Source organism: uncultured Tateyamaria sp. (assembly GCF_947497045.1).
Classification (GTDB): domain Bacteria; phylum Pseudomonadota; class Alphaproteobacteria; order Rhodobacterales; family Rhodobacteraceae; genus Tateyamaria.
In genome coordinates, this window is sequence record NZ_CANMEU010000003.1 from 482899 (window position 1) to 504012 (window position 21114).

Annotated in this window: 23 protein-coding genes; 15 read left to right on the forward strand and 8 right to left on the reverse strand. The window is 61.7% G+C overall.

Annotation, left to right across the window (positions count from 1 at the left end; all coding sequences use genetic code 11):
• Positions 1-24: 24 nt before the first annotated feature.
• From frr to lpxB, 12 genes are all read left to right on the forward strand, one after another.
• Positions 25-588, forward strand: a complete 564-nt coding sequence (frr, locus tag Q0859_RS09145; RefSeq protein WP_299150022.1) for a ribosome recycling factor — start codon at positions 25-27, stop codon at positions 586-588.
• Between the two features lie 126 nt (positions 589-714).
• Complete coding sequence (gene uppS / locus Q0859_RS09150) at positions 715-1434, forward strand: polyprenyl diphosphate synthase (protein ID WP_299150216.1); 720 nt, start codon at positions 715-717, stop codon at positions 1432-1434.
• Complete coding sequence (locus Q0859_RS09155; RefSeq protein WP_299150025.1) at positions 1431-2216, forward strand: phosphatidate cytidylyltransferase; 786 nt, start codon at positions 1431-1433, stop codon at positions 2214-2216. Before uppS ends, Q0859_RS09155 begins: the two co-directional genes overlap by 4 nt.
• Positions 2213-3382, forward strand: a complete 1170-nt coding sequence (gene dxr / locus Q0859_RS09160) for a 1-deoxy-D-xylulose-5-phosphate reductoisomerase (RefSeq protein ID WP_299150027.1) — start codon at positions 2213-2215, stop codon at positions 3380-3382. Before Q0859_RS09155 ends, dxr begins: the two co-directional genes overlap by 4 nt.
• A gap of 4 nt (positions 3383-3386) precedes the next feature.
• Positions 3387-4736 carry an RIP metalloprotease RseP gene (gene rseP / locus Q0859_RS09165; protein ID WP_299150028.1) on the forward strand — a complete coding sequence of 450 codons (1350 nt, stop codon included), beginning with the start codon at positions 3387-3389 and terminating at the stop codon, positions 4734-4736.
• 97 nt (positions 4737-4833) lie between these two features.
• Positions 4834-4959, forward strand: coding sequence for a hypothetical protein (locus Q0859_RS09170; protein ID WP_299150029.1), 126 nt, complete (start codon positions 4834-4836; stop codon positions 4957-4959).
• A 161-nt stretch (positions 4960-5120) separates the two neighbouring features.
• Positions 5121-7442, forward strand: a complete 2322-nt coding sequence (gene bamA / locus Q0859_RS09175; RefSeq protein ID WP_299150031.1) for an outer membrane protein assembly factor BamA — start codon at positions 5121-5123, stop codon at positions 7440-7442.
• A 4-nt stretch (positions 7443-7446) separates the two neighbouring features.
• Positions 7447-7986 carry an OmpH family outer membrane protein gene (locus tag Q0859_RS09180; protein ID WP_299150033.1) on the forward strand — a complete coding sequence of 180 codons (540 nt, stop codon included), beginning with the start codon at positions 7447-7449 and terminating at the stop codon, positions 7984-7986.
• Between the two features lie 74 nt (positions 7987-8060).
• A complete protein-coding gene (fabZ, locus tag Q0859_RS09185; protein ID WP_299150035.1) occupies positions 8061-8525 on the forward strand; it encodes a 3-hydroxyacyl-ACP dehydratase FabZ in 465 nt (154 codons plus the stop codon).
• A complete protein-coding gene (lpxA, locus tag Q0859_RS09190; RefSeq protein ID WP_299150037.1) occupies positions 8522-9310 on the forward strand; it encodes an acyl-ACP--UDP-N-acetylglucosamine O-acyltransferase in 789 nt (262 codons plus the stop codon). Before fabZ ends, lpxA begins: the two co-directional genes overlap by 4 nt.
• On the forward strand, positions 9310-10191 hold the full coding sequence (lpxI, locus tag Q0859_RS09195; protein ID WP_299150039.1) for a UDP-2,3-diacylglucosamine diphosphatase LpxI: 882 nt from the start codon (positions 9310-9312) through the stop codon (positions 10189-10191). Before lpxA ends, lpxI begins: the two co-directional genes overlap by 1 nt.
• Positions 10188-11342: a lipid-A-disaccharide synthase gene (gene lpxB, locus Q0859_RS09200; protein WP_299150217.1), complete on the forward strand. Its 1155-nt coding sequence runs from the start codon at positions 10188-10190 to the stop codon at positions 11340-11342. The genes lpxI and lpxB overlap by 4 nt, the downstream gene beginning before the upstream one ends.
• On the opposite strand, the gene tyrS is transcribed toward lpxB, so the two are convergent.
• Positions 11339-12580 (reverse strand): tyrosine--tRNA ligase, encoded by a 1242-nt coding sequence (gene tyrS / locus Q0859_RS09205; protein ID WP_299150041.1) that lies wholly within the window; start codon positions 12578-12580, stop codon positions 11339-11341. The genes lpxB and tyrS overlap by 4 nt on opposite strands.
• Before the next feature lie 64 nt (positions 12581-12644).
• Here tyrS and Q0859_RS09210 point away from each other — a divergent pair, with 64 nt between their 5' ends.
• Entirely contained in the window at positions 12645-13760 is a 1116-nt protein-coding gene (locus Q0859_RS09210) for an anhydro-N-acetylmuramic acid kinase (RefSeq protein ID WP_299150044.1), read from the forward strand.
• On the opposite strand, the gene Q0859_RS09215 is transcribed toward Q0859_RS09210, so the two are convergent.
• Positions 13757-14173, reverse strand: coding sequence for a cupin domain-containing protein (locus Q0859_RS09215; protein WP_299150046.1), 417 nt, complete (start codon positions 14171-14173; stop codon positions 13757-13759). The two genes, Q0859_RS09210 and Q0859_RS09215, sit on opposite strands and share 4 nt — an antisense overlap.
• 40 nt (positions 14174-14213) lie before the next feature.
• On the opposite strand from Q0859_RS09215, the gene Q0859_RS09220 reads away from it, so the two are divergent.
• A complete protein-coding gene (locus Q0859_RS09220) occupies positions 14214-15260 on the forward strand; it encodes an FAD-dependent oxidoreductase (protein WP_299150049.1) in 1047 nt (348 codons plus the stop codon).
• Here Q0859_RS09220 and Q0859_RS09225 read toward each other — a convergent pair.
• From Q0859_RS09225 to Q0859_RS09245, 5 genes are all read right to left on the reverse strand, one after another.
• Entirely contained in the window at positions 15248-15757 is a 510-nt protein-coding gene (locus tag Q0859_RS09225) for a GNAT family N-acetyltransferase (RefSeq protein ID WP_299150052.1), read from the reverse strand. The two genes, Q0859_RS09220 and Q0859_RS09225, sit on opposite strands and share 13 nt — an antisense overlap.
• A complete protein-coding gene (locus Q0859_RS09230; protein WP_299150053.1) occupies positions 15754-16068 on the reverse strand; it encodes a hypothetical protein in 315 nt (104 codons plus the stop codon). Before Q0859_RS09230 ends, Q0859_RS09225 begins: the two co-directional genes overlap by 4 nt.
• Positions 16065-17339 carry a phosphopyruvate hydratase gene (gene eno, locus Q0859_RS09235; protein WP_299150056.1) on the reverse strand — a complete coding sequence of 425 codons (1275 nt, stop codon included), beginning with the start codon at positions 17337-17339 and terminating at the stop codon, positions 16065-16067. Before eno ends, Q0859_RS09230 begins: the two co-directional genes overlap by 4 nt.
• 68 nt (positions 17340-17407) lie before the next feature.
• Positions 17408-18295: a DMT family transporter gene (locus Q0859_RS09240; RefSeq protein ID WP_299150058.1), complete on the reverse strand. Its 888-nt coding sequence runs from the start codon at positions 18293-18295 to the stop codon at positions 17408-17410.
• Positions 18296-18493: 198 nt separating this feature from the next.
• Positions 18494-18913, reverse strand: a complete 420-nt coding sequence (locus tag Q0859_RS09245) for a Fur family transcriptional regulator (protein ID WP_299150086.1) — start codon at positions 18911-18913, stop codon at positions 18494-18496.
• Positions 18914-18989: 76 nt separating this feature from the next.
• On the opposite strand from Q0859_RS09245, the gene Q0859_RS09250 reads away from it, so the two are divergent.
• Positions 18990-20279, forward strand: a complete 1290-nt coding sequence (locus tag Q0859_RS09250; protein WP_299150089.1) for a DEAD/DEAH box helicase — start codon at positions 18990-18992, stop codon at positions 20277-20279.
• 21 nt (positions 20280-20300) lie between these two features.
• On the opposite strand, the gene Q0859_RS09255 is transcribed toward Q0859_RS09250, so the two are convergent.
• Positions 20301-21110: a tellurite resistance TerB family protein gene (locus tag Q0859_RS09255; protein ID WP_299150091.1), complete on the reverse strand. Its 810-nt coding sequence runs from the start codon at positions 21108-21110 to the stop codon at positions 20301-20303.
• Positions 21111-21114 lie beyond the last annotated feature (4 nt).

The following is a 21114-nucleotide window of genomic DNA, read 5'->3' on the forward strand; positions in this document are numbered from 1 at the left end:
GCCCAAGAAACGACGGGGAACGCGATGTCCGAAGACTTCATGCTTGACACAGACGACCTTGAGCGCCGGATGGACGGTGCCATGGCGAACCTGAAAACCGAATTTGCATCATTGCGCACAGGCCGTGCCTCGGCCTCGATGCTTGAACCCGTGATGGTGGATGCGTACGGGTCGATGACCCCGATCAATCAGGTCGGCACCGTGAACGTGCCCGAACCGCGGATGGTCACCATCAACGTCTGGGACAAGGGCCTTGTGGGCAAGGTCGAAAAGGCGATCCGCGAAAGTGGGCTGGGGATCAATCCGCAGCTCAATGGCACCATCATAATGTTGCCGATCCCCGAACTTAACGAAGAACGCCGCCGCGAGTTGACCAAGGTGGCGGGCAGCTATGCCGAAAACGCCCGCGTATCGGTGCGCAATCTACGACGGGACGGGATGGATCAGATCAAGAAGGCCAAGGCCGATGGCATGTCCGAGGATGATGAAAAGCTGTGGCAGGGCGAAATGCAGGACATGACCGACAAGTATATCAAGGCCATAGATGCGGCCCTTGAGACAAAACAAGCCGAGATCATGCAGGTTTAAAAGGCCAATTTGAAAAGGGCCGGGGGACCTTTTCGGCCTTCTAAAGGGCGGAGCCCCGGACAAAAGGGCGGCCACGCAGCACAACCGCGACCTATCGTTTTCGCAAATCAACTCAGGAACCGTCACATCTCAAACCCCGCACATACCGGCCCACGCCATGTCGCGATTATCATGGACGGCAATGGGCGTTGGGCCACACAGCGTGGACGCCCCCGGCTGTTCGGCCATCATGCGGGTGCGCGCCGGGTGCGCGAAATCGTAGAAACCTGCCCCGATATCGGCGTCGAATACCTGACCATCTTTGCCTTCTCGACCGAGAACTGGAAACGCACCCAGGTCGAGGTTGCGGGGCTGATGAGCCTGTTTCGCCGCTACATCACCAAAGAGGCCCGCGCGCTTAGCGCGTTTGGCGTGCGGGTGCGGTTTATCGGGGATCGGGTGCGTCTGGATCCCAAACTGGTCAACCTGATGGACGAGCTGGAATTGCTGACCTCGCAAAACACCAAAGTGCACCTGACCATTGCATTGAATTACGGCGGGCGGGATGAGGTGGCCCGCGCCACCAAAAGACTGGCCGCGGATGTGGCCGCCGGGCGTTTGCATCCCGAAAACGTAGATGAAGAAACGCTGCCAAAGTACCTTGATACCTACGTTTTGCCTGATCCCGATCTGGTGATCCGCACCAGTGGAGAGGCGCGGATTTCGAACTTTCTGCTCTGGCAGTCGGCCTATGCGGAATATGAATTCATCGACACGTTGTGGCCGGATTTCGCGCGGGCCGAGTTCACCGCCTTATGCGCCAATTACGGTGGCCGCGAGCGCCGCTTTGGCGGGGTCAAGGCATGAGCGAGAAGTGGTCTGATCTGGCGGTGCGCATGGGGTCCGGCCTTGTCATGGTGCTGATTGGCATTTGGGGCATCTGGGTGGGCGGCGACGTCTTTCACGTGCTTGTGGCCGCTATTTGCGGTCTGATGGTGTGGGAGCTGGTGCGCATGATCGCCCCGACCAGCGTAGGGAGCGCGGTGCAGTTGGGCGGTGTGGCGGCGATTGCGGTTCTGCTGGCAGTCTATCTGCCGACCGGCTTTGCGCTGCCCTTGTTGCTGGCCCCGGCGATGGTGGGCTTTGGCCAACTCGACAAGAACCGCGTGACCTACATGACCTTTACCGTGCTCGTGCTGATGGCAGGCTTTGGGATGATGAACGTGCGCGACGATCTGGGCTTTGGCTGGATGGTGTGGCTGGTTCTGGTGGTCGTGATCACGGATGTGGTGGGCTATTTCGCAGGGCGTTTGATCGGCGGACCGAAATTCTGGCCGCGCGTCAGCCCCAAGAAGACATGGGCCGGGACGGTCGCAGGCTGGATCGGAGCAGGAGTGGTTGGTGCTGTCTTTGCGATCAATACGGATGCCACATTGCAATTGATCGGCGTGTCCATCGCCGTGTCGATGGCCAGCCAGATGGGCGATATCGCCGAAAGCGCGATCAAGCGGCGCATGGGGGTCAAGGATTCCTCGGCCCTGATCCCGGGCCACGGCGGTGTGCTTGATCGGTTCGACGGGATGCTGGGCGCATCGGTGTTTTTGCTGATGCTGGGTCAGGTCGCCGGATTTCCGGGCGGCGTGCTGTGAGCCGACGCATTTCAATATTGGGCGCGACCGGGTCGATCGGGCAAAACACCATTGATCTGATCGCGCGCTATCCGGATGCCTACAACGTCGTCGCGTTGACCGGGGCGTCAAATATCACGCAACTTGCAAGTGATGCCAAACGGTTACGAGCCGATATTGCTGTGACAGCGGATGAAACGCGCCTTGAGGATTTGCGCGACGCCTTGCATGGCTCGGGGATCGAGGCGGCCGCCGGACCTGCCGCGTTGAACGAGGCGGCGAGCCGCCCTGCGGATTGGGTGATGTCGGCTATCGTGGGGGCTGCGGGCCTCGCGCCGGGAATGCGCGCGCTCGAACAGGGGGCGACGCTGGCGCTCGCCAACAAGGAAACGCTGGTCTGTGCCGGGTCGCTGATCCTTGAGACGGCCAAGCGCCACGATGCGCGCCTGCTGCCTGTGGACAGCGAGCATTCGGCAGTGTTTCAGGCGCTGGTTGGCGAAGAGATGAGCGCGGTGGAGCGTATCGTGATCACCGCCTCGGGCGGGGCCTTCCGCGACTGGCCGCTGGAACAATTGGCCACGGCGACGCTTGCCGAAGCCTCGGCGCATCCCAACTGGGACATGGGTCAGCGGATTACCATTGACAGTGCATCCATGTTCAACAAGGCGCTGGAACTCATTGAAACGCGGGAATATTTTGGTGTCTCGCCTGAACAGATCGAAGTGCTGGTGCACCCAGAATCCATGATCCACGCGATGGTCGGGTTTCGCGACGGGGCACTCATGGCCCATGTCGGCCCGCCCGATATGCGCCACGCCATCGGCTATGCCCTGCATTGGCCCGTGCGCCGCGCTCTCCCGGTCGAGCGGCTTGATCTGGCCGCCATTGGCCAACTTACCTTCCGCGCGCCGGACGAGGTGCGCTGGCCTGCCCTGCGCCTTGCGCGCGAAGTGATGGATCGGCGGGGGCTGTCGGGGGCTGTGTTCAATGCCGCCAAGGAAACCGCGCTCGATGGCTTTATCGCCGGGCATCTGGGCTTCACAAAGATGGCCGAGATTGTCCAGGAGGTGCTCGAAACCACTGATCCCAGTCATATTGATGCCGCAATGACCCTTGATAATGTGCTGCATGTTGACCACATCGCCAGACAGGCCACACGCAGCCTGATCGAGCAAAAAACAGGATAACACCTTGGACATTTCGGCCCTGATCCCCGCCTTTGGTGGTTTCGCATGGACTATTTTCTTTTTTGTCGTCGCTCTTAGCGTGATTGTGGCGATCCATGAATATGGGCACTACATTGTGGGCCGCTGGTCCGGCATTCAGGCGGATGTGTTTTCCATTGGCTTTGGTCCCGTGCTGTGGAGCCGGATGGACAAGCATGGCACCCGCTGGCAGATCGCGGCCTTGCCCTTTGGCGGATACGTGAAGTTTGCAGGGGATGCGAACGCGGCCTCGGGCAAGGACGAAGCGGCGATGGCCGACGTCCAGTCTGATCCCGTCGCCTTGCGCCGCACCATGCACGGGGCGCCCCTGTGGGCGCGGGCCGCGACGGTTGCGGCGGGTCCTGTGTTCAACTTTGCCCTCTCGATCATGGTGTTTGCCATCGTGGGCTATTCAAACGGCGTGGTCCGCGACCCTTTGACGGTGGGTGAACTGCGTCCGCTGCCGACGCAGACGCAGGATTTGCAATCGGGTGACGTGGTGCTGGAAGTGAACGGTGCGGCCCTGCCAAGCCTGACCGACCCCACCTACGGCACGTTCGTCGACACATTGCCGCTGACCGAGAACCTGACTTACACGGTCGAGCGGGACGGGGAGCGGCTGGTTGTGGATGGCCCCCATTTGCGTCCGCCTTTTGTGCAAGGCGTCAGCCCGCAAAGTGCTGCGGTGGCCGCCGATATCGAGCGGGGCGATGTCATCACCGCCGTGGATGGCACTCCCATCTTTACCTTCACCGAAATCAAGAATGCGGTCGAAGGGTCCGATGGGCGCAGCCTTGACCTGACCGTGTGGCGTAACGGGGCCGAGCTGCAAAAGGTGCTGACCCCCAAACGCGTGGACGAGCCGCAGCCCGATGGTGGTTTCGCCACGCAATGGCGGATCGGGATCGCAAGCGGTAGCGCGTTTGAGCCTGCCACGCAGTCCCCCGGTATCGGGGCGGCGATCACCGGCGGGGTGGCGCAGACCTGGGCGATCATCAACGGCTCAATCTCGGGGCTAGGCCACATGATCACGGGCGCGATCAGCACCTGTAACCTCTCGGGGCCTATTGGTATCGCGCAGGTGTCGGGCACGATGGCCAGTCAGGGCGCGCAGAGTTTCATCTGGTTCATTGCGGTGCTGTCCACCGCCGTGGGCCTGCTGAACCTGTTCCCGATCCCGGCGCTGGATGGGGGGCATCTGGTCTTTTACGCCTATGAGGCGGTGACGGGCAAAGCACCCAGTGACCGGGCCTTGCAGATCCTGATGGGGGTGGGGCTGACGCTGGTTCTGTCGCTGATGGTATTCGCGCTCGGCAATGATTTATTCTGCCCGTAATTGGCGGTAGGGCGCAGATGCCCAATTCTTGCCACATTTGATCCGCAGTCCGGCCGTATTCGGCCCGCATATCATGTGGAACTGAAAGGATGCTGTCATGCAAACACTTCAAAGCGGATATCGCGGCCTGAGCCTTTTGATGATGCTCAACTGGGATCGCGCGCTCTATGGGTGCACCATTGCAGTCGCGCTGGTGGCTGGTGCGTGGCTTGGCACGCTCTGAGCAACTGATTTTCACATGCCCGGAAAAACCATCGACCTGCGCCCGCGGCGCGGGTTTTGTTGGTTTTGACAAGCCTTCGCATTCCCGTTACTCACTTCGGCATAGTATGTCTGAATACGTGGGGTACAACCATGGGACGTGGGTTGAGGGGCGAGCAGAATATGGCACTTTCATGCCGAGAGTATTTCGTTAGAGTATTTGCAATTATTGCGGTGCTTTCAGTGGCTTGGGTGGGGCAGGTGGCACCATCCCTAGCGCAGAATTTCCAATTTAACCGAATTGTAGTGGATGGTAATACACGCGTAGGTGATGCGGCTGTGCTGTCGCGCGCGGGAATCGCTCCGGGCCAAACGGTCACGGCGGGGCAGGTAAACGACGCTGTGCAGAACCTTCAAAGCAGCGGATTGTTCGAAACCGTGTCTGTTGAACCCCAAGGGTCCACATTGCTGATCACGGTTGTCGAGCTGCCCACGATCAACCGTATTTCCTATGAAGGCAACCGCCGGGTAGATGATGACGCGCTCAGCGCCGTGGTCCAGAGTCAGGAGCGTCGGGTGTTCAGCCCCGCGCAGGCCGAGCGGGACGCGAGCGCCATCGCCGAAGCCTATTCCAGCCAGGGTCGTATTGCCGCACGGGTCAGCCCACGGGTGATCCGCCGTCAGGACAATCGCGTCGATCTGGTCTTTGAGGTCTTCGAAGGCGACGTGGTCGAGGTCGAACGAGTCAGCTTTGTCGGCAACCGCGTCTATTCCGACCGCCGCTTGCGTCGCGTTCTGGAAACCAAACAGGCAGGCATTTTCCGCGCCTTGATCCAGTCCGATACGCTGGTCGAGGATCGGGTGGCCTTTGATCGTCAGGTCCTGTCCGACTTCTATACCTCGCGCGGCTATGTCGATTTCCGCACGCTCAGCACCAATGCAGAACTGACCGAGGAACGGGACGGGTTCTTCCTTGTCTTTACAATCGAAGAAGGCCAGCAGTTCCGCTTTGGAGAGGTCACGGTTTCGACCGATATCGCCCAGATTGACCCCGATGCCTATCAGTCGCTGATCAAGGTGCGCCCCGGTGTGGTCTATTCGCCTGCGCTGGTGGACGCCGAAATCTCGCGGCTTGAGCGGTTGGGCCAACGCGATGGCGTGGATTTCTTGCGGGTCGAGCCGCGCGTGACCCGCAACGACCGCGACCTGACTCTGGACGTTGAATTGGTACTGACCCGCGGGCCGCGCGTCTTTGTCGAGCGGATCGATGTCGAGGGCAACACCACAACGCTGGACCGCGTGGTGCGCCGCCAGTTCCGCATTGCGGAAGGTGACCCGTTCAACCCCCGCGAGATCCGCGATGCAGCTGAACGGATCCGTGCGCTGAACTATTTCTCGGAATCCAACGTAGATGCGCGCGAAGGGTCGAGCCCCGGTCGCGTCGTGATCGATGTGGATGTCGAAGAGCAGCCCACGGGCTCGCTCAACTTTGGCGGTGCGTTTTCGCGCGATGATGGCTTTGGGCTGGTCATTGGGTTTACCGAACGCAACTTCCTTGGTCGCGGTCAAACCCTCGGGTTCAGCATCTCGACCGCGGAAGAGGCCGAACGCTATGGTATCAACTTTGTCGAGCCTGCGTTTTTAGGGCGCAACGTCGCCTTGGGTCTGACGCTGCAATATAGCGAGAGTGACTCGAGCTTTGCCAACTACGACACGGAATCGTTCCGCTTCCAGCCGAGCCTGACCTTCCCGATCAACGACAAGGGCATACTGAGCCTGCGCTACACGTTCCTGGACAACGAACAACTGATCCGCGATCCGGTTCAGAACGGCGCGGTGGTGCAGACTGAAATCGATGCGGGAAATCAGGCGGCATCGTCGATTGGCTATACCTACACCTACGACTCGCGCACCAACGGCCTGAACCCGGACGCGGGCTATCTGATCGAATTTGGTCAGGACTTTGCCGGGTTGGGTGGGGACGCCGAATTCATCCGGACCCGGGCCAAGATCGTCGGCCAGAGACTTGCCTTCAACGACGAGGTGACGCTGCGGGCCACTCTTGAGGGGGGGTATCTGGCATGGTCAGGCGGGGTGAACCGGACGGTTGACCGGTTCTCGATCGGGCCAAGCGTACTGCGAGGGTTTGAACCGGGCGGCATCGGGCCGCGCGACCTGTCAGCGCCGGGCGATCCTGATCCCTTGGGGGGTAACCTGTTTGTCGCGGCGCGCTTTGAGGCGGAATTCCCTCTTGGTCTGCCGGACGAGCTGGGTATCAGCGGGGGCTTGTTCTATGATGTTGGCAACCTGTGGGACCTCAGCGATGTGGATCTGACAGGCGGCAATATTGTGGGCGAGGGCGGGTCGTTCCGCCACGTGGTCGGGTTCTCGATCTTTTGGGACACGGCTGTCGGGCCGCTGCGCCTGAACTTTACCAACGCGCTGCGCAAAGAAGACTTCGATGAAGAGCAGACATTCGATCTGACCATTTCGACGACGTTCTAGGGCGATGGGATCAGCCCTTCGCCTGATCATCGTGACGCTGGCCCTGTTCGGGGCCAGCGTTTCCTTTGCGCAGGACCTGCGCAGTCCCATCCTGACCATCGACAGCGACCGCTTTTACCGCGCCAGTGATTTTGGCAAGCGGGTCTTGCGCGAGATCGCAGCGCAAACCGACGCCCTCGCCGAGGACAACCGCCTGATCGAAGAGACGCTTGAGGCCGAAGAACTGGCGCTCACCGAACAGCGTGCCGATTTGCCACCCGAGGATTTCCGCGCCCTTGCGGATGCGTTTGATGCCCGCGTTCAATCCATTCGCGAGCAGCGCGAGGCGGAAAACCGCGCAATTGCCAACCAGCTTGAAGAAAACCGTGACCGCTTTTTGAATGCCGCAGCCCCTGTGCTTGAGGCGATCATGCGCGAGGCGGGCGCGGCTGTGGTTCTGGAACGTCGCAGCGTCTTCATCAGCGCCAATGCGATCGACATCACCGATACTGCGGTTGAGCGGATGAACGAGACCCTGGGTGATGGGGTTCAAACGCCCGACTAGGTGCGCTTGCGACATGACCGACGTCTTGGTAGGCAAGGCAACAGACCACATAAAACAAAAGGCCCGAGCATCGCATGACCACTGATCTAATGACCGCTGATATTGGGTTGATCCAACGCATTCTGCCCCATCGCTACCCGTTTTTGCTGGTGGACAAGGTGATTGAAATCGACGGTTATCAGTCGGCCACGGGCATCAAGAACGTCACCATGAACGAGCCCCACTTTCAGGGCCATTTCCCGGGCAAACCGATCATGCCGGGTGTTACCATCATCGAGGCGATGGCCCAGACAGCGGCTGTGATGGTGGGTACGGCGCTGGACATGGCGGACAAGAACATGCTCGTCTATTTCATGGCGATTGATAAATGCAAATTCCGCCGCATGGTTGTGCCCGGCGATGTGCTTGAGCTGAAGCTAACCACCGCACGGGGTAAGCCCGGTGGCAAGGTCTGGAAATTCCAGGGCATCGCACAGGTCGAAGGTGAGATGGCCTGCGAGGCCGAATTCACCGCGATGATGGACTTGCCCGCCGCATGACGCAGCCGATGATCCACCCCTCTGCCGTGATCGAAGACGGTGCGCAGATTGACCCGACAGCGCAGATTGGGCCGTTTTGCGTGGTCGGCCCGCAAGTCGTGATCGGCCCGGATGTGGTCCTCAAAAGCCATGTGGTCGTAACTGGCGATACCGAAGTTGGCGAAGGTACCGTGATCTTCTCCTTTGCCGTGATCGGCGAGGTCCCGCAGGATTTGAAATTCAGGGGCGAGGCGAGCCGCCTTGTCATCGGCAAGCGCAACCGCATCCGCGAACATGTCACGATGAACTGTGGCACCGAGGGTGGCGGTGGTGTGACCCGCATCGGCGATGATGGGTTGTTGATGGCCGGGTGCCACATTGCCCATGATGCCCTGTTGGGCGACCGGGTGATCGTGGTGAACTCCGCTGCGGTTGCGGGCCACTGCATCATCGAAGACGACGTGATCGTGGGCGGGCTGTCCGGTATCCACCAGTTTGTGCGCATCGGACGTGGGGCCATCATTGGTGCTGTGACCATGGTCACCAATGACGTCATTCCCTATGGGCTTGTGCAGGCCCCGCGCGGCGAGTTGGACGGGCTGAACCTTGTCGGACTCAAGCGGCGCGGTGTCAGCCGGGCTGACATTACCGCCTTGCGTGCGGCGTTCCAGATGCTCGCCCAGGGGGACGGGACTTTCCATGATCGCGCCGAACGGTTGGGGCGTGAATCCGAAAGCGCCTATGTGAGTGAAATCGTTGACTTCGTGATGGGCGACAGTGACCGGTCGTTCCTGACGCCGCGCTGATGCTGGCAGTGATCGCAGGGCAGGGTGCGTTGCCGGGGGTGGTGGCCCGCGCGCAGCCGACATCACCCTTGATCTGTAGTCTGGTCGGCAACGACCCTGCGGACCTGAGCGTCGATCTGCGCTTTCGCGTCGAACATCTGGGTAGTTTTCTGGCTGATTTGACCACGCGTGGCGTGCGGGAGGTGTGCTTTTGTGGTCGAATTGACCGCCCCGCCGTCGATCCCACCCAGATTGACGCACAGACCGCCCCCATGGTGCCCACGCTTGCCGCCGCCGTCGCAGGGGGTGAGGACAAGGCCCTGCGCGCGATTGTCACGCTGTTTGAAGAGGCGGGGCTGGTCGTTGTCGGGGCCGCCACACTCACGCCTGATCTGCTGCCTGCGCAGGGTTGTCCAACCCGAATGCCCGCACCACCCGCGACCGAAAGCGACGTTGCGGTTGCGCTGAACGTGTTGGGTGATCAGGCCAGGGCGGATGTGGGGCAGGCTTGCGTCATCCGCGACCGCATTGTCATTGCGCGCGAAGAAACTGCCGGGACAGATGCGATGCTGGATGGCCTCGGGGCCACAACGCTGGCCGATGACCCCTTTGGGGCAGCGATGGATGTGGTGGGCAATGTGCTGGACACGGCTGCGGATTGGCTGTCCGGCTCAGAGAACGCGCCGCCCGCATCGCCGCGCCGCGGTATTCTGTTCAAGGCCCCCAAACCCGGTCAGGACCGCCGCGTTGACTTGCCCACCATCGGTCCGGGCACCGTAGCGCGTGCCGCGCAGGCCGGGCTCGAAGGGATCGTTATCGAAGAGGGCGGCGTCATGGTGCTGGACCTTGCCGAGGTGATCGCGGATCTGGATGCGAGGGGGATGTTTCTGTGGGTGCGCTGAAGGTCTTCATCATCGCGGGCGAGCCATCGGGGGATGCTTTGGGCGGTGCGCTGATGGCGGGGCTTAATACGCTCTACCCGGATGTGGAATTTGACGGCATCGGCGGGCAACAGATGCAGGCACAGGGCCTGACCAGCCGCTTTGACATGTCCGAACTGTCCTTGATGGGCATTGCCGAGGTTCTGCCCAAATACCGTGACCTCAAGCGCCGCATTCGCGAAACCGCAGAAGCGGCGGTGGCCGCGCGCCCTGATGTGCTGATCACCATCGACAGTCCCGATTTCAGCTTGCGTGTGGCCAAGCAGGTGAAGGCGGTGTCGAGCATTCGCACGATGCACTACGTGGCCCCGACGGTGTGGGCATGGCGCCCGAAACGTGCGCACAAGATGGCCCGTGTGATTGATCACGTCCTCGCCCTGTTCCCGTTCGAGCCGCCCTATATGGAAGCCGCAGGCATGAGTTGCGATTTCGTAGGCCATCCCGCAGCCACCGTGCCGCAGGCGGATGCCAAACAGATCGCAGCCTTTCGCGCCAAACACGGGCTCGCCGACGCCGCACCGCTGATCCTCGTGCTGCCTGGATCGCGCCGGGGCGAGGTGTCCCGGATGGCGCCTGTCTTTGGGCAGGCTCTGGGGCATCTGGGGCAGAGCCGCCCTGACTTGCGTGTTGTTTTGCCCGCGGCGGCCAATGTGACGGACGTTGTGCTGGCCGAGGTCGCGGACTGGCCGGTGACCCCCATCGTGCTCGACCCGCGTGGCGTGCCGCTTGAGACCGCGCAGGCGGAAAAGACGGCTGCGTTTGGGGCGGCGGATGTGGCACTTGCCAATTCCGGTACCGTGCAGCTGGAACTGGCCGCATCCGGCACGCCGCTGGTCAGTGCCAATGACGTTCATTGGTTGAGCCGCGCGATCATCAGCCGGATGATGATCACCGACACCTACAGCCTGATCAATCACATCACCGACTCGCGCATCGTGCCCGAGGCAATCGGGTACGATTTCACGCTGGAGAATGTGATTTCCGCGATGGAAACCCTGCTGGCCGACCCCTCGAAACAGGCTGCCGCGCTGGAGCTGACGATGGAGCGGTTGGGCCGTGGCGGAGAAGACCCCGGCCTGCGCGCCGCACGTGCGGTGTTGGCCCGGCTTTAGCCCAATTGCACCAGCGCGTGCCGTTTCTTGCCCGCTGACAGCTTGATCGGGGCGGCGAGCGCCGCGCTATCCACCATCAACCCGGCATCGGTAAGGGCCGCATCGTTCATGCGTGCGCCGCCTTCGGCGATCAGGCGCTTGGCCTCTTTGCCTGACCCGGCAAGACCCGATTTCACGATTAGCTGCACGATGGAAATCCCGTCGCCCAGATCATCGACCGATAAGGTGAGCGTGGGCAGATCACCCCCGACGCCCCCCTTTTCAAAGACGTCGCGCGCGGTTTCAGCGGCAGCCTTGGCGGCCTCGGCCCCGTGCAGCAGTGTTGTGACTTCGGTGGCAAGGCGGGCCTTGGCCTCGTTGATCTCGGATCCTTCCAGGGCACCGAGCCGCTCGCATTCGTCCAGCGGCATTTCGGTATAGAGTTTCAGGAACCGGCCCACATCCGCATCCGTGGTGTTGCGCCAGAATTGCCAGAACTCGTAAGGGCTCAGCATCTCGGGGTTCAGCCACACAGCGCCGGATTGGGACTTGCCCATTTTCTTACCGTCCGAGGTGGTCAGCAGCGGGGAGGTCAGCCCATAGACCTCGCCCTCGATCACCCTGCGGGTCAGGTCGATACCGTTCACGATATTGCCCCACTGATCCGAACCACCCATTTGCAGGATGCAGCCATAGCGGCGGTGAAGCTCCATGAAATCATAGGCTTGCAGGATCATGTAATTGAATTCGAGAAAGGACAGGGACTGTTCGCGATCCAGGCGAGACTTGACCGACTCAAAGCTCAGCATCCGATTGATCGAAAAATGCCGCCCGATGTCGCGCAGGAAATCAAGGTAGTTCAGCCCATCCAGCCATTCGGCATTGTTGAGCATCTGCGCGCCCGCGTCGTAGTTGATATAGGCCGCAAACACCTGCTTGATACCTGCGATGTTGGCGTCAATTGCCACTTCATCCAGCAGGGGCCGCTCGTCTGCGCGAAAGGATGGATCACCCACCTTGGTCGTACCGCCCCCCATCAGCGTGATCGGGTCGTGCCCGGTCTGCTGGAACCAGCGCAGCATCATAATCTGGATCAGCGAGCCGACATGCAGCGACCTGGCCGTCGCGTCAAACCCGATATAGGCCTTTTGCCCCGGTTTCAGCAGCGCCTCGTCAAGGCCCTGCATATCCGTGCAGTCGGCCAGAAAGCCGCGCGATTTCATCACATGCAGGAAATCGGATCGGGGGGAATAGGTCATTTGGCTTGTCCTCGGGTCGGGCCTGCCGCAGTCTATAAGCAAGGCAGGGGCAAAGGAAAAGACCATGGATAAGGTCGCCGAAAAGGTGCGGGACAAAGGCCGCGTGATCCGCGCGTTAGGCGCGATGTCGGGCACGTCGCTTGATGGGGTGGATGCAGCCGTTCTGGACACGGACGGGGTCACAATCCACGGGTTCGGCCCAAGCGATTTTCGCCCCTATACACGGGCCGAACAGACCACCCTGCACGCAGCCCTTGGGCAATGGCACGGGGCGACGCTTGAACCTGCAACGGATGTGGTTATGCGCGCGCATGCCCAGGTGTTGAGCGCATTTGACGGCGTCGATCTGATCGGCTTTCACGGCCAAACAGTCGCCCACGCACCACGCCAGCAAGGCACGTTGCAACTGGGCGATGGGGCTGCGCTGGCGCACAGTCTTGGTGTGCCTGTGGTCTGGGATTTTCGCAGCGCCGATGTGCAATTGGGGGGCGAGGGCGCGCCGCTGGCCCCGTTCTTCCACTTTGCCTGTGCCAAATGGATGGGGGCGACAGGGCCGGTCGCTTTCCTTAACCTTGGCGGGGTCGGCAACATCACGTGGGTCGATCCAACATGCGCCACGCCGGAACAGGAAGGGGCCTTGCTGGCCTTTGATACCGGCCCGGCCAATGCGCCTGTCAATGATCTGGTCCACAAACGTCTGGGGCTGCCTTACGATCAGGATGGCCGGATCGCGGCCAAAGGGACTGTCGAAACCGGCGCGCTCGAGCTGTTTCTGGCCGAGGCTTATTTCGCAAGAATGCCGCCCAAATCCTTGGACCGGAATGACTTTTCGGAAATGATCGGGCTTGTAAACGAGCTGAGCGATGCAGATGCCGCCGCCACCCTGACAGCGATGTGCGCCGCCGGAGTGGCCGAGGCGATGCAGCACTGTCCGCGCGCGCCAACGCGCGTGTTGGTGACAGGTGGCGGGCGGCACAACCCGGTGCTGATGCGGATGCTGGATGTGTCACTTGACTGCCGGGTCGCTCCGGTCGAGGCGGTTGGGCTTGACGGCGACATGCTTGAGGCGCAGGCCTTTGCCTATCTTGCGGTGCGGGTCGCGCGGGGGTTGCCGACCTCGTGCCCCGGAACAACGGGCGTGCGGGCTGCGGTTGGTGGCGGCACGTTTAGCCTGCCTTAGCGTGGAATATCAAAACCTTCTGGGGCCAAGCTAAACCCCCCGAACTGGAATCCCGGCGATACGGTGCAACTGACCAAGGTCCACTCACCTGTGCTGCGCGCGGCTTGCCAATGGCTTTCGGGCACGATGATCTGCGGTGCGCCGGTGTCCAGATCAGGGCTCAACACGTGATCCGTTGCCGGGCCTGCATCGGTCGCACTCAGTGACAGGATCAGCGGAGCGCCTGCGTGAAACAGCCAGATTTCTGTGGCGTCGACCCTGTGCCAATGGCTCGCCTCACCCTCTCCAAGCAGGAAGTAGATACAGGTCCCGGTCGGGCGGCCCTCGTTTGTGGCGGCCCATGTCTGGCGGTAATGACCGCCTTCGGGATGGGGGGACAGGTTCAGGCGGTCAATGATCTCTTGCGCGGTCATTGGGCGAAGCTAGAGTGGCGCAAGCGGGAGGACAAGCGCGATGCGGGTGATCATCATCGGGGGTGGAATCATAGGCGCGGCGCTGGCCCGGCATCTGGTCGAGGGCGGCGCGGATGTGACCGTGCTTGAGGGTGGTGGCGGGGCGACCCCGGCCTCCTTTGGATGGGTCAACGCGAGCTATTTTCTGAACCCCGATCACTTTGCGCTGCGCGCCGAAGGGATTGCGGCGTGGAAACGGTTGGGCGGCTGCGTAACGTGGACCGGGTGTCTGGCGTGGGAGGACGAGGGTGCAGATTTTGACGCGCAAAAACAAATGCTTGAAGACCTCGGGTATGACGTTTCGGAGGTGGATGCGACGCAGTTCGCGCAGTTGGAGCCTCACATAGCAGCCCCCGAACGCGCGTTGCGCTACGCGACCGAGGGGATCGCGACCCCCGTTGAAACCACCCGACACCTGTTGCGCGATGTGCGCCGGATCACCGGTGTGCGCGTGCTTGGCATTGCGCATGAGGCTGGGCGGGTCACAGGGGTGGACACGGCTCAGGGCGTGATCGCCGCTGACCGGGTTGTGGTGGCGGCAGGCATCGGCAGCCCGGGGCTGCTGGCCTCTGTTGGTGTGGCGATGCCAATGCTCAAGCGCCCCGGTGTGATGGTGCGCACCACAGCGGTTGCGCCCCTGTTCCGCCATATCCTCGTGGCACCCGGTCAGGAGTTGCGACAGGACGCGGCGGGTCATATCTGGGCCCCGGGCGTGGCACAGCATCAGAGTGACGATGCCGAGGCCCCGCCGGCGCAGGTCGACGCGCTGGCGGATGCCACGCTTGGGCGGGTGCGCGCGGTGCTTGGCGATGTGGACCTGCGGTGGGATCATGTGATGCTGGCTGAGCGCCCGGTGCCACAGGACGGTTTGCCAGTCTTTGGCCCTTGCGGCCCCGACGGTCTGTTCGCGGCGGTCATGCATTCAGGGGTGACACTGGCGGCGATCACCGCCGAACTTCTGGGGGCGCAGGTTCTGGACCAAGGGTTGAGCAACGTCCAAACTGCGTTGGCCGCACCCTTCGATCCAGGCCGCTTTCAAAGCGGATGATCAAAAAACCGCAAATGCGGGGCAAAGTCAGGGTCGGGGTCATAAAACGGCGGGCAGGGCGCAAACCCCATCCGATCATATAGCGCAATGGCCTCGGTCAGGGGCGCAATCGTGTCGAGCACGGCGCGGGTGTATCCATCGCGGCGCGCGCCATCCAAGGTGGCTTGCAGCAGAATGCGGCCAGCGCCGGTCCCGCGCGCGGCGGGATCCACAAAGACGCGTTTGATTTCGGTCACGCCTTGGGCCGTAAGTGGATAATACATCGCACAGCCCACAATGATGCCACTTGCCTCTGCCAGCAGAATGTCCCCGGTTGGGCGTGCGTGGATACGCAGTAAATCGTCGATTAAAGCGGCGTAATTGTCCGCGCCATAATAAGTATCGACGATGCCGGGGATGTCGCGGGCACGGTCGACCAAAAGGTCTCGATAGGCCCAGCACAGCCGCGCAATTGTGGGCGCATCATTGGGATCAGCGGAGCGTATGGAAATAGTCATTGGCAATATTTATCAAGTGCTTGCGCCATGGCGTTCAACTGACGGCGCACACGTGCCCGGGGTCTGAGCTGCTCCATCAATGCCATATTGTCGCGACCCGTGTACCATGCATCAAAGATCAGCGTGCGAATGTCATCGTCCACCACCTGCTCGGCGACAGAATACCAGCACTGGCACTGCGCGACCGAAACCGCGCCAATCCGGTCCTCGGCCTGCATCTTGGCGCAGGTCGTGGCTGCATCCTGCGCGAGCGCGGGTCCGGTCAAAGCGACCAGTCCCGCACAGGTCATGGCCAGCGATCCGACCCTCATTTCAGGATCGAGCGGCCCGCATATTCCGCACTTTCACCCAGCATCTCTTCGATGCGGATGAGTTGATTGTACTTTGCCAGCCGGTCCGACCGTGCCAGCGACCCGGTCTTGATCTGACCGCAGTTGGTGGCCACGGCGAGGTCGGCGATGGTGGCATCCTCAGTCTCGCCTGATCGGTGGGACATCACATTGGTGAACCGCGCGCGATGGGCCATGTCGACTGCTTTAAGAGTTTCTGTCAACGTCCCGATCTGGTTCACTTTTACCAGCATTGAGTTCGCGCAGCCACGTTCAATTCCCATGGCCAGCCGTTCCGGGTTGGTCACAAACAGATCGTCACCCACAAGCTGTACCCTGTCGCCGATCATATCTGTCAGGGCCTTCCAGCCGTCCCAATCATCCTCGTCCATACCATCCTCGATCGAAATGATCGGGTAGTCGTTGACGAGGGCCGCCAGATAGGCTGCGTTTTCCTCTGATGACAGTGTTTTCCCTTCACCTGCAAGCACATACTTACCGTCCTTGAAGTACTCAGTGGCGGCGCAATCGAGCGCCAGATGGATATCTTCGCCCGGTGTATAGCCCGCCTTTTCAATGGATTTCAGAATAAAGTCGAGCGCGTCACGGGTGGAGTTGATATTGGGGGCAAAGCCGCCTTCATCCCCGATGCCGGTGGACAGGCCTGCGTCGGTCAACTCTTTCTTGAGCGTATGAAACACCTCAGAGCCCATGCGCACCGCCTCGCGGATATTGTCCGCAGCGACCGGCATGATCATAAATTCCTGAATATCAATGGGATTATCAGCATGTTCGCCGCCGTTGATGATGTTCATCATCGGGACGGGCAGCAGACGTGCCGAGGTGCCGCCGACATAGCGATAAAGGGGCTGTTGGGTCCAGTCCGCCGCGGCCTTGGCCGCCGCCAGCGACACGCCAAGGATGGCGTTGGCCCCAAGGCGCGCCTTGTTTGGCGTGCCGTCCAGTTCGATCATCGCGGCGTCCAGCTCGACCTGTTCGGTGGCGTCGATGCCCACAAGGGCTTCGGCGATTTCGCCGTTCACGGCTGTGACCGCCTCAAGAACGCCCTTGCCTTTGTAGCGGGCCTTGTCCCCATCCCGTTTTTCGACCGCCTCATGCGCGCCTGTCGAGGCCCCCGATGGCACGGCAGCGCGCCCCATGGTGCCGTCTTCGAGGGTCACGTCGACCTCGACGGTGGGATTGCCCCGGCTGTCGAGGATTTCGCGGGCGTGGATGTCGATGATCGTGCTCATGGGGGGACTCCTTTGACGTGAAACTTGCTCCTGCATGTACCGTTACGGCAGCGCTAACAAAAGGGTGTTTACGCGGGCGGGGTGGATTTTACGATCTGTTCGCGCCACAGCGTGTAAAGCCCCGAGGCAATGATGATGGCTGCACCTATGAGTGTCAGGCGGTCCGGGGCCTCACCAAACAGCGCCATTCCGATGAGCAGCGCAAAGATCATCCGTGCGTAGCGAAATGGGGTCACAAAGCTGATTTCACCCACGCGCATCGCATAAGTGATGCCATAGTAAGCGAGGGCACCAATCAGAACGGCGGCCCCGATCAGCCCGGTTTGGGTGATGGTCATCGCCACGGGGGCCACACCTTCGACAGTCAGAAAAATGGCCGAGGCCGGGATCAGCATCAAAAACGCCATGAAACTCAGTTGCAGCGAACTGACTGTCGCCGCAACGCGCCGCGTGGCAAGGTCCCGAATGGCGAGGCCCACGACCCCCTGGACTGCAAACAGCGACAGCCAGTCAAACCCGTTCGTGCCAGGCCGGATGATCAACATCACCCCGCTAAAGCCAACCAGAATGGCCGCCCACCGCCGCCAGCCCACCGGCTCTCCCAGAAAGACTGCCGCCCCAAGGGTCACGAGCAGGGGTGCTGCCTGCAAGATGGCTGACGCGGTGGAGAGCGGAATGAGCGCAATGGCCGTCACAAACCCAAGCGTGCCGATCAATTCCGAGCCATTGCGCAACAGGATTGCAGGTTCCAGAAACCCGCGATCCCACAGATGCTGGTCTCGGCTGTGGCACAGGATCGCGAACACAACCGCGCCGCCAACCCCCAACAGTCCGACGATCTGACCCACAGGCAACGCGCCTGCCAGCAGTTTGATCATCGCATCCTCGACTGCAAAGCCCAGCATCGCCAGCACCATGACAATCGCGCCGCGCAGATTATGGGAAAAGGGGGGCAAGGGTATTCCGCTTTGGGTCAGGTGTTTTCGGGGCGATAGCACGGCGCCGCGAAGAGCAACAGCCGCTCGTTTCGCGCTGCCGTGGTGGAATGGCCTGCACCCAAGGCGGTTTATATGGATGCGTGCCTTGGTCGAACCTCAACGCCCATCCCGACATCGGGTCAGCGTTGTTTCAGCGTAACGGCTGACGGGGGTTGATCATTTCTTGCGCGGCACGCCGTATAGCTCAAGGCGGTGCCCGCGCAGTTCATAGCCCAGCTTCTGGGCGATCTTTTCCTGCAAGGCCTCGATCTCGGCATCGACGAATTCGATGACTTCGCCCGAGTTCATGTCGATCAGGTGGTCGTGATGTTCGCGTTCGGCATCTTCATAGCGCGCGCGCCCGTCGCCAAATTCCAGCTTGTCGAGCAGTCCGGCCTCTTCAAACAGTTTGACGGTGCGATAAACGGTCGCGATCGAAATGCCGGCGTCCACCGCACTGGCGCGATTGTACAACTCTTCGACGTCCGGATGGTCGTCGGACTCCTCAAGCACCTGCGCAATCACCCGCCGGGGTTGGGTCATGCGCAGCCCCTTGGCCTCGCTGCGGTCGGTGATGGTCTGGCGCTTTGATCTCATGGGTCCGGTGTAGCGAAGGTTTCCGAAGGGGGCAATTGCGGTTGACGCCGGATGGGGATGGGTCCACTGCGGGGCCATGAGTGATTTTGACATGATGAACCTGCCCGACAGCGTATCCGCGCGCGTGGCAGAGATGGGACTGACCCAACCGACCCCCATTCAGGCGCAGGCGATTCCGCACGCGATGAACGGGCGTGATGTGATGGGGCTGGCCCAGACCGGCACCGGCAAGACGGCTGCCTTTGGCATACCGCTGATCTCGCGGCTGATCGAAGAGGGCGGGCGCGCCGCCCCCAAAACTGCACGCGGCCTTGTGCTTGCGCCCACCCGCGAATTGGCGGGCCAGATCGCGCAGGTTTTACGTGCGCTGACGGATATGAAAGTGCAGATCGTCGTGGGTGGTGTGTCCATCAACCCGCAAATCCAGCGCCTGTCCAAGGGGGTCGACATTCTTGTCGCTACGCCGGGCCGTCTGCTTGATCTTGTGGATCGGCGTGCGGTCAGGCTGGACCAGACCGGGTTTCTGGTGCTGGATGAGGCGGACCAGATGCTCGACCTCGGCTTTGTGCACGACCTGCGCAAGATCGCGGCGATGATGGGTGACGACCGCCAGACGATGCTGTTTTCGGCCACCATGCCCAAGCAGATGGCCGAGATTGCGGGATCCTACCTCGACAACCCCATCCGTATTGAGGTTTCGCCCCCCGGCAAGGCTGCGGACAAGGTAACCCAGGAGGTCCACTTCATCGCCAAAGCCGAAAAGACGGCCCTGCTGATCGAGTTGATGGACAAACACCGCGAGGAACGGGCGCTGGTCTTTACCCGTACCAAACACGGCGCGGATCGGTTGACCAAGGCGCTGGAGAAGGCGAAATATGCCGCTGTCGCAATCCATGGCAACAAGCGGCAAGGCCAGCGGGACCGCGCATTGGCGGCCTTCAAGGCCAGTGAGATCAAAGTGCTGGTGGCGACAGACGTGGCCGCGCGGGGACTTGATATCCCGGATGTGAAACACGTCTACAACTTTGACCTGCCCAATGTGCCCGAGGCCTATGTTCACCGTATCGGGCGTACCGCGCGTGCGGGCAAGGATGGGGCGGCCATCGCCTTTTGTGCACCTGACGAGATGGACCTGCTGAAGGATATCCAGAAGGTGATGAAAATCCGCATCCCCGTGGCCTCGGGGCGCGCGTGGGAACCGAGCGATGACACCACGCCCAAGAAACCGCCCCAAGGGCGCGGTCGCGGCCGCGGACGCCCCGGCGGCGGTCGGCCCGGTGGTGGTGGGGGCGGGGGTGCGCCCGGCGGGGCCAAGCCCGGTAACCGGCGGCGGCGCAAGCCTGCGCCAAAGGGGCCGCAAAGCTGATCGCGGCCCCGTTTCGCGTATTCAGGTGTAAAGTGACGGCACGCCAAGTTGGGCATGCACATCATTGACGGCATGGGCGTCCATGTTCAGCCCTTGTGCCAGTTTGTGCAGGTATTGTGCCTCGGCCTGACTGTCGAGGTCGATGGCCAGCAACGACATGGCATAGACCTGCGGACCCAGCCCATGCGGCACCTCTGACACCAGGGTGTCCACATCGACGGGCGCGGCCATCTCGGTGCGCAGGAACGCCGCTTCTTGCGCGTCGATATCGCCGCCCAACTGGCCCATCAGCTTTTCCTGTTCTGCGTCATCCAATTGCCCATCCGACTTTGCGGCCTGGATCATCGCGCGCAGCATGAGGGCTGCGGCGGCCTCTTGATCGGCGGTTGGCTCGATTGGGTCTTGCGGGGTCTGGTCGAAGTTCGAGTTCAGGACCTGCCCAAAGCTTGCTCCGTTATCTGCGGGTCGTTGCGCCGTCATACCCCCAAGCGCGCCGAGCAAGCCGCCAGCCCCCGCGCCACCTGCCAACCCGCCAAGCATGCCTTGCAGACCGCCACCCTGCGCGCCGCCCGCACCACCCAGATTTTCCAAAAGCCCCCCAAGGCCGGCGGTAGGACCGCCGCCGCCCCGGCTGCCCCCCATCAGCCCCCCGAGCATGTCCTGCAAGCCGCCGCCGCCGCCTTGCGCGCCGCCCGCCAGCCCGCCAAGCAAGCCGCCAAGGCCCGCCTGACCACCGCTTGCGCTGCGGCCCCGATTGCTCATCACCGCCTTGGCACCTTTGGCCACAGCCACCCCGATGGCCACTTTGGCCAGTGTTCTCATCAAGCTCATTGGT